Here is a 7175-nt window from a genome sequence, read left to right as displayed (position 1 = left end):
CAGTTTCCTGCAATTGGCTTTCGAGATTTTGCTTTTCGGCGAGTTGCTGCTGCAAAGATGCGATCGAACTTTCGCGTTCAGCCAACTGCTGCTGTAAAGCTTCGTAACTTTCTTGCAGCGGATTTGGCTTTACCTTCACCGAGTCCAATAGAGTTTCTGCCGTTCTAGCGTCATTAATTTGGCTTTCTTCGGCTGTTTCCCCTTGCAAGTCCGCGGTCTCTACCTCCGTTTCTTCACCTTTTTTCCAAGTGACAGTAACTTCCGTCTTGTCGCTAGAAATATCCAGAGCGCCTTTTGCCAAGCGTTCTAGGAGTTCCGACCTTGATATTCCGAGCTTTTGAGCGATCCTGTTCAATCGAGCCGCACTAGAAGAAGTCAGCGAAAGTCCGACTTTGACTTTGCTTTCTGAATTGGAACTAACTACATTGCGATTTTTTTTGACCATTGGCATTTTCCTCATGCCAACCTACACTTATTAGTATAGTGGCTGAAGCTTGTATTAAAATCTATTCTTGTTACTTACCAATTGTGCCAGCTTCTGTTCCCAATCGAACAAAAAGCCGTGAATGTATTCTTGGGTCCATTCCTTGCCGTAGAACCGCTTAAACATTTTCCGGGCCGGGTCTTTTGCGGCACGATACCGCAGATAGAGCAGTTGAGCTTGTAAGATATTATCTAACTTGGCGCCCGATGTCATGGGTTCGGCGCGATCGACCAAATCCAAATAAGCGGCCAGAACGTATTTTGCTATATAAGCCTCATCTCTAAATAGCGGCCCAAAGTCGAGAACCACCAAAATTTTCTTTTTGCTCAAAGACAAGAGGTAAATTCCCAACAGCGGCAAATCGTAATTGTGAGTCGGATAAATCACGCCATTAAAAACTTGAGCAGATTCACCCGCATCGATGTAAGTGTAGCGGATTTTTCGTAATTGCCGGCAGTCGTAACACCAACTGCGGATAGTAGCTGGGGTTTTGCCGCGCTCGCTGATATTAACTTCCAACGCCGAAGGAATGGGGCGACTTTGCAAATCCAACCTTTGAAACAGCTATTGCTCTAGGTATTCCCGAAAAGGCTGGTACATGACGAATTAACTCAGATGGCCAAACTAAGAGCGATCGTCAATGATGCCGATCGCCCCTGTCTCGTTTATTAGAAACAAAGTAACAATTCGTAATATTGTGAGGGCGATCGCGCTAATCTAGGGGCGGGTTTAAGGGGGGCTACCAATGTCTGCTTGAGGTTGTAAGCCGTGGTTTTAAAGCGAAGCTTCCAAAGTCGCACCTGCAACCCGATGATCTGGATCTTTTGCCAAATAGCTCACAGCAGCGCGAGCTTGAGGATTGTCAAATTTGCTCAGCGCGCGAGCAACTCGCAGCCGAATTCCCCAGTTATCCGAACTTACTAGAGGTAATAATTGCTGCAATGCCTCTTCTTGCTTATCAGTATTTGCCAGCATACCGAACCCGTCAATTGCTGCTTCCTGAACTGGTAAATCTTCGCCGCCAAGAGCGATAGCACAAATTTCAAATACTGCATCAGGACACTGCATTTCATACAGCGCAGCCATGATACTGCGGCGGACGAGCCAATTGTCATCGCGGCGGAAAGCTTCCACCAAGTGAGAAATCGCTTCGCTTCCGAACATTGACAAAGAGTTAGCGGCCTCGGCGCGCACGTTGGGATCGCGATCGAACTGCATCATTTTTAACAGTGCCGCAAAAGCTTCCCCACTTTGAGTCTGCCGCAATCCCATCGCCACACACGATCGCACGATAAATTCCCGATCGTCCACTTTGCTCAGCAACATCGGTAGGGCCACCGCAGCATCGCACTTTCTCAGAGCCGTTACCCCCCGCAGCCTGTCTTGAGAATCCGAACTTTGCAGCGCTGCTTGGATTTCGCTAATTTTCATAAGCCAATTATATATTTTTGTTACGTTTCTTTACGATTTTAGCAATTATTCCCGGATTTTGCGAGGATCTCGCCCGAACCACGCTGCTAGAAGCTTTTTTACACGATGAGGATCGAGTCGGGGGAGGAAGAGTGGGATTAAAGATAAAGCCTGCGGTTTCCAACCGCGCCTACACAGACAAAACCCACTTGGAGTGCGTTAAAGAATTTTTACTCGATCGGGCCTTGACATTTTCCTCTCAAAATGAGAGTCTAAGCATAGAGAGACCTCAAAACCAAACCAAAAACACCAAAAAAAATGTACGACAAAATAAAAAATAAAAGAAAAACAAATGCACTTAATTTCGATCCGCAACCTCCGTAAAGATGCTGCCCAGTATCCCGATGTCAAAAATCAAATTGATAGCTGGAACGCAACTGTAAAGCAAGCAGACTGGCATAATTTGGAGGATGTTCGCAAGATTTACCGAGATGCCGAAGCAGTAGGAAACTTCACAGTCTTTAATATCAAAGGCAACGAATATCGCCTGATTGTGGGCATCGACTACGAGGAGCAAACTATTTTCTATAAATATTTCCTAACCCACGCTGAATACGACAAAAACAAATGGAAAAATGATCCTTACTTTTGATGGAGCCACTTATAGCAAATTGCTGGCAGAAATCGCTCCTAGGGCGATCGAAACCCCAGAGGAATACGATCGCCTCCTGGCAGTGGCAGAACGGCTAACGTTCGCTAAAAACCGCACCCCTGAGGAGAGAGCTTTATACAAGTTGTTAGTCACGCTGATTGAAGTTTATGAGACGGAAAATTATCCGATGGACAAATCCGAGCCTCATGAGATTTTGCAACACATCATGGAATCTAGCGGCACCCGTCAAGCGGACTTGGTAGGTATCATTGGATCGAGCGGTGTGGTGTCTGAGGTTGTGAATGGGAAAAGAGCGATTAGCAAGGCACAAGCTAAGGCACTAGGCGAGTATTTTAAAATCTCACCTAGCTTGTTTATTTAATTGGGAAATAGGGCATTGGTTATTTGTGATTAGAAAAACTACTAACCAGTAATCACTAACTATAGCAATCCTTGCAGGAGTCGTAAATTTTTTACCCCACCCCAACCCTCCCCGATGCCTTGGGGAGGGGGTAAGAAATTCACAAATGATGCGAGGATTGCTATAGCAATCCTCGCATCAGTTTCAATAACTTCCAGGCTCTGCCTGGGAATCAATGTCACTCTTGCTCTGCCTCGCCTGCTACAATGGAGGCAGAGCCTCCGGATCTGCGTTACCAGGCTCTGCCTGGTAACGAGTAACGAGTAGAATCATTTAGGATTGCTATATATCTGGGCGTTTATTCTCGGGACGATCGCCCTAATTTACATTCAAACATTGAAAAGCGAGCTCCCTTGATTGTTCTAAAAGAATTCAAGGGAGCTCGCTAATAATCAAAGTATTTATCTCAGATCAGAGATTTTTTTTGCAAGCTGTTTTTTTTGCCTAAACAGCTTGTTTAACGGAGAGGGAGGGATTCGAACCCTCGTTAAGTTGCCCTAAACAGCATTTCCAGTGCTGCGCCTTCAACCGCTCGGCCACCTCTCCAGGGCTAAATGAATTCATTTAGCCACAGCTAAGCTATCTTAGCAGAACAAATCTGATTTGGGAAGGGGTAACGGCATAAATTTGCTGTTTAATGTGGGTAGGGTGTCAAACGAGCGGGCTTTGGTTCTCATCCCTGTGTCGAAAACCCATTCATCTAAAGGATTTGCCCCGCCAAACCCCTATCTAAAATCTAAAATCTAAAATCTAAAATTCCATGACTCGCTCTTACACAATTAAAATTCATAACAGACAGACAGGCGATCGCCACACCGTGCGAGTACCCGAAGACCGCTACATCCTCCAAAGCGCGGAAAACCAAGGAGTAGAATTGCCCTTTTCCTGCCGCAACGGCGCTTGTACAGCCTGTGCGGTGCGCGTCAACTCGGGAGAACTGTACCAGCCAGAAGCAATGGGGCTTTCGGTGGAACTGCAAAAAGAGGGTTATGCCCTGCTGTGCGTCAGCTATCCCCGTTCCAACCTCGAAGTAGAGACGCAAGACGAAGACGAAGTGTACGAACTGCAATTCGGTCGTTACTTCGGCAAAGGAAAAGTTAGAGCCGGTTTGCCGTTGGATGAAGAGTGAGGGAATTTGATAAATTATCAACTACCAATTATCCATGCTTTATCGATTATGTGCGATCGCCCTTTGTCTGTGGCTAGCTAGCTGCCAAAAACCAGAAATTCCCCAAGGTACGATCGGCAAAGTAGAAAGGGCCATCAGCGGCCAAACAATCGAAGTTATCAGTACAGCCAACAAAATAGCCTTATTAGAACAAATCAGGCTGATTGGTATTGATGCGCCGGATTTAAAACAGCAGCCTTGGGGAGAAGCAGCCAAACAAAGACTAGAAGAGCTAACTGGGGGAAAACAGGTATTGTTAGAATCAGACATCGAAGAGAAAGACCAGTTCGATCGCAAACTAGCCTATTTGTGGCAAGATAAAATTTTGCTCAACGAACAGCTAATCAAAGAAGGTTATGCCCTAGCTTCAGTGCGATCGCCCAACACCAAATACCAGCAGCGACTCGTCAACGCTCAAGAATGGGCGAGACTCATGGGTAAAGGCCTGTGGAATCCCGAACGAGCTTTGCGCCAAACTCCTGCAGAATTCCGCCAGCAAAATCGGCAATAGTCAGTTGAGAGTTGACAGTTGAGAGTTGACTGTTGGCAGTTGTCATTCCACCCGTTCCTAGGCTCTGCCTGGGAACGCAGATCCGGAGGCTCTGCCTCCATTTTTTTCAGCCGAGGCAGAGCCTCTAGATATAGGTTCCCAGGCAAAGCCTAGGAACCAGTTATTCTTCTTCCATCTTCCCTCTTCCCACTTCCTTCGTGTCCTAGCGCTTACGCGCGGCTTCGCCTAACGCGTCGAAAGCGGTTCGTACTTCCCCTTCCCTCGGACTAATGACAGACAATCAACTGCAAAACTTCTTAGAAATAGCCACCGAAGCAGCCCTAGCCGCCGGTTCCGTCCTGCAATCTTACTGCGGAAATTTAGAAAAAATTCAAGAAAAAGGCCGATCGGGCGATTTAGTAACAGAAGCCGACAAAGCCTCAGAAGCGGTTATCTTAGAAATTCTGGGCCGCCACGTACCCGACCACGCCATCCTCGCCGAAGAATCCGGCAACTTAGGGGATGCCAGCAGCAAATACCTGTGGGCGATCGACCCTTTGGACGGCACAACCAATTATGCTCACCAATATCCTTTTTGGGCCGTGTCGATCGGACTTTTAATCGACGGAATACCACAAATAGGAGTAATTTACGACCCTTTGCATAACGAATTGTTTCGGGCCGGCAAAGGATTGGGAGCAACTTGCAACCGATTGCCGATCGAAGTTTCTCAAATCCCAGAATTGAGAACCAGCTTGCTAGTCACTGGCTTTGCATACGATCGGCGCGAAACAGCAGACAATAATTATGCCGAATTCTGTCACCTCACCCACCTCACCCAAGGCGTGCGCCGCAGCGGTTCGGCATCCCTAGACCTCGCACACCTGGCGATGGGGCGATCGGACGGATACTGGGAACGGGGACTCGCCCCTTGGGACGTAGCAGCCGGTGTAGTCATCGTCTCCGAAGCCGGAGGTCAAATTACAGCTTATGACGGCAGTGCCTTTGAGATGAACTCGGGTCGGATTTTGGCCACAAACGGCAAAATACACGCCGAACTAAGTGGCGCACTGCTAGCAGTTCCTCCCTTGTCTTCCTGGGGTAATGTGCCTGCTGCAAGAGATCGGGGGTAGTACGGGGGTCAGAACCCATTTACTCAAGCTACATTAAAGAATAGTGAAAAGCCAGGAAAGGAAGAGTAAAAGTTATGTCTTTTGAAATGACAAAAGGGCTGTTCAAGTATGACTTTACGGATCAGCACGCAATTTTGGGAATTCCCTTAGACGCCGAGTTTAACGACATCCGCAAGCGCTACATGAAAATCGTCCGCCGCTTGCATTCGGATACTTGCTCTTTTGAAAGCCAAGCCGATAAAGATTGGGCCAACCAATTTTTGTCAAAAGTAGTAAATCCGGCTTACAACAAATTCTCCAAAGAAAGCGATCGCAAAGAATACAACCTGCTATTAGCAACGGTCGGCAAGCGCGTTGTTAAAGAACAGGCGAAAATGCAAATCGAAAGCGAAGCAGCCAAACAGTTAGCTACCGCTAAAGATTGGGAAGAAGCTTACAAAACAGCAGTTAGCAAACTCGCTCTCAAGCAGTACGAATCAGTTAAGGAAACGCAAGAGGCGATCGATCAAATTAGCGAACTCAACATGGTTTACCTGCTCCGAAAAGAGCGGGTTGGCGGTGGTGTAACGCCACCTCCGCCGCCCCTAAAAAAAGATCCACCACCGGTAGTAGATCCGAAAACAAAACAAGACCGGGTGACTCCACCGCCGCCTCCGCCCGATCCCACAGACTCGCCGGCCGAACCCTATTGCCGCCGAGCTCAAGGATTCATGGACAGCAAAAGTTACGCCAAAGCAGTTTTAGAGTTGAAAGAAGGGGTGAAACGCGATCCAAAACACAGCAAGGCTCACGCTATGTTAGCAATGTGTTACTTTGAACAAAATCAAGCCACAATGGCAAAACTTGAGATGAAGAAAGCTTTGGAATCAAATCCTGAAGAACCGACGGCTTTGGAGGTTAAGAAAAAGCTGGAACAAGCTTCCGCAAAAGCCAAAAAAAGTGAGGAGAAACCAGGATTTTTTGCAAGTTTGTTTGGGGGTAAAAAGAAGTGAAAAGTTGTGAATTGTGGGTCTTGAATATTTAGAAAGTGGTGAACTGCACAGCAGTGGAGTGCGAGCGAGCAAAACAATCAAGACTTGGTGAGATCGCATCCGAGCGCAGTCGGAATTATACCGTCAGTAGGAGCGTCCCGCGAGATCGGGCGATCCAGAAAGAGCGGGACGCCTACACTGACGCAAGAAAATGATTATTCCCATGCAAACCAAAACGCTATCACGCCTTAATTTGTTAAAGTCGAATGTTAAGCTGGCCTGCTTCTACTTTAACAGCTTCCCCTAAAGCTAAGCTTCTGAGCCCAATCTAAAATCTCAAATTTCAAATCTAAAAAAGAGCGGGACGCTTACACTGACGCAAGAAAATGATTATTCCCATGCAAACCAAAACGCTATCACGCCTTAATTTGTTAAAGTCGAATGTT

General features: G+C 47.0%; 10 protein-coding genes and 1 tRNA gene. 7 read left to right on the top strand and 4 right to left on the bottom strand.

Features of this window, described 5'->3' with window-relative positions; translation table 11 throughout:
- The 3 genes from QUB56_RS05690 to QUB56_RS05680 form a co-directional block, all read right to left on the bottom strand.
- On the bottom strand, nucleotides 1–445 hold a 445-nt coding region (locus QUB56_RS05690), incomplete at its 3' end, for a ribbon-helix-helix protein, CopG family (protein ID WP_332953936.1).
- Between the two features lie 54 nt (nucleotides 446–499).
- Nucleotides 500–1030 carry a hypothetical protein gene (locus QUB56_RS05685; RefSeq protein WP_332953934.1) on the bottom strand — a complete coding sequence of 177 codons (531 nt, stop codon included), beginning with the start codon at nucleotides 1028–1030 and terminating at the stop codon, nucleotides 500–502.
- 228 nt (nucleotides 1031–1258) lie between these two features.
- On the bottom strand, nucleotides 1259–1915 hold the full coding sequence (locus QUB56_RS05680) for a HEAT repeat domain-containing protein (protein ID WP_332953930.1): 657 nt from the start codon (nucleotides 1913–1915) through the stop codon (nucleotides 1259–1261).
- Nucleotides 1916–1932: 17 nt separating this feature from the next.
- On the opposite strand from QUB56_RS05680, the gene QUB56_RS05675 reads away from it, so the two are divergent.
- The 3 genes from QUB56_RS05675 to QUB56_RS05665 are packed head-to-tail and all read left to right on the top strand — an operon-like array spanning nucleotide 1933 to nucleotide 2928.
- The gene (locus QUB56_RS05675; protein WP_332953929.1) at nucleotides 1933–2235 is read left to right on the top strand and encodes a hypothetical protein; all 303 of its coding nucleotides are present in this window, start codon (nucleotides 1933–1935) and stop codon (nucleotides 2233–2235) included.
- 11 nt (nucleotides 2236–2246) lie between these two features.
- Nucleotides 2247–2546 carry a type II toxin-antitoxin system HigB family toxin gene (locus QUB56_RS05670; RefSeq protein WP_332953927.1) on the top strand — a complete coding sequence of 100 codons (300 nt, stop codon included), beginning with the start codon at nucleotides 2247–2249 and terminating at the stop codon, nucleotides 2544–2546.
- A complete protein-coding gene (locus QUB56_RS05665) occupies nucleotides 2530–2928 on the top strand; it encodes a transcriptional regulator (protein WP_332953925.1) in 399 nt (132 codons plus the stop codon). The genes QUB56_RS05670 and QUB56_RS05665 overlap by 17 nt, the downstream gene beginning before the upstream one ends.
- Before the next feature lie 500 nt (nucleotides 2929–3428).
- On the opposite strand, the gene QUB56_RS05660 is transcribed toward QUB56_RS05665, so the two are convergent.
- Nucleotides 3429–3513, bottom strand: a tRNA-Ser gene (locus tag QUB56_RS05660).
- A 214-nt stretch (nucleotides 3514–3727) separates the two neighbouring features.
- On the opposite strand from QUB56_RS05660, the gene QUB56_RS05655 reads away from it, so the two are divergent.
- The 4 genes from QUB56_RS05655 to QUB56_RS05640 all read left to right on the top strand — a co-directional run bounded on the left by QUB56_RS05655 (nucleotide 3728) and on the right by QUB56_RS05640 (nucleotide 6750).
- Nucleotides 3728–4096: a 2Fe-2S iron-sulfur cluster-binding protein gene (locus tag QUB56_RS05655; protein ID WP_332953924.1), complete on the top strand. Its 369-nt coding sequence runs from the start codon at nucleotides 3728–3730 to the stop codon at nucleotides 4094–4096.
- A 34-nt stretch (nucleotides 4097–4130) separates the two neighbouring features.
- Complete coding sequence (locus tag QUB56_RS05650; protein WP_332953922.1) at nucleotides 4131–4646, top strand: thermonuclease family protein; 516 nt, start codon at nucleotides 4131–4133, stop codon at nucleotides 4644–4646.
- 269 nt (nucleotides 4647–4915) lie between these two features.
- Nucleotides 4916–5758, top strand: coding sequence for an inositol monophosphatase family protein (locus tag QUB56_RS05645; RefSeq protein ID WP_332953920.1), 843 nt, complete (start codon nucleotides 4916–4918; stop codon nucleotides 5756–5758).
- Nucleotides 5759–5832: 74 nt separating this feature from the next.
- Nucleotides 5833–6750 (top strand): tetratricopeptide repeat protein, encoded by a 918-nt coding sequence (locus tag QUB56_RS05640; RefSeq protein ID WP_332953918.1) that lies wholly within the window; start codon nucleotides 5833–5835, stop codon nucleotides 6748–6750.
- The last annotated feature ends 425 nt before the right edge of the window (nucleotides 6751–7175 follow it).

The sequence above is a fragment of the Microcoleus sp. AR_TQ3_B6 genome, from assembly GCF_036702785.1.
Lineage (GTDB): Bacteria > Cyanobacteriota > Cyanobacteriia > Cyanobacteriales > Microcoleaceae > Microcoleus.
The sequence above is the reverse complement of the archived record's forward strand: the minus strand, read 5'-3'. Positions and strand labels throughout refer to the sequence as shown.

Bases quoted from the DNA above. Each gene is read 5' to 3' on its own strand.
- QUB56_RS05670 (WP_332953927.1), top strand. From the start codon at position 2,247: ATGCACTTAATTTCGATCCGCAACCTCCGTAAAGATGCTGCCCAGTAT.
- QUB56_RS05665 (WP_332953925.1), top strand. From the start codon at position 2,530: ATGATCCTTACTTTTGATGGAGCCACTTATAGCAAATTGCTGGCAGAA.
- QUB56_RS05650 (WP_332953922.1), top strand. From the start codon at position 4,131: ATGCTTTATCGATTATGTGCGATCGCCCTTTGTCTGTGGCTAGCTAGC.
- QUB56_RS05645 (WP_332953920.1), top strand. From the start codon at position 4,916: ATGACAGACAATCAACTGCAAAACTTCTTAGAAATAGCCACCGAAGCA.
- QUB56_RS05655 (WP_332953924.1), top strand. From the start codon at position 3,728: ATGACTCGCTCTTACACAATTAAAATTCATAACAGACAGACAGGCGAT.
- QUB56_RS05640 (WP_332953918.1), top strand. From the start codon at position 5,833: ATGTCTTTTGAAATGACAAAAGGGCTGTTCAAGTATGACTTTACGGAT.
- QUB56_RS05680 (WP_332953930.1), bottom strand. From the start codon at position 1,915: ATGAAAATTAGCGAAATCCAAGCAGCGCTGCAAAGTTCGGATTCTCAA.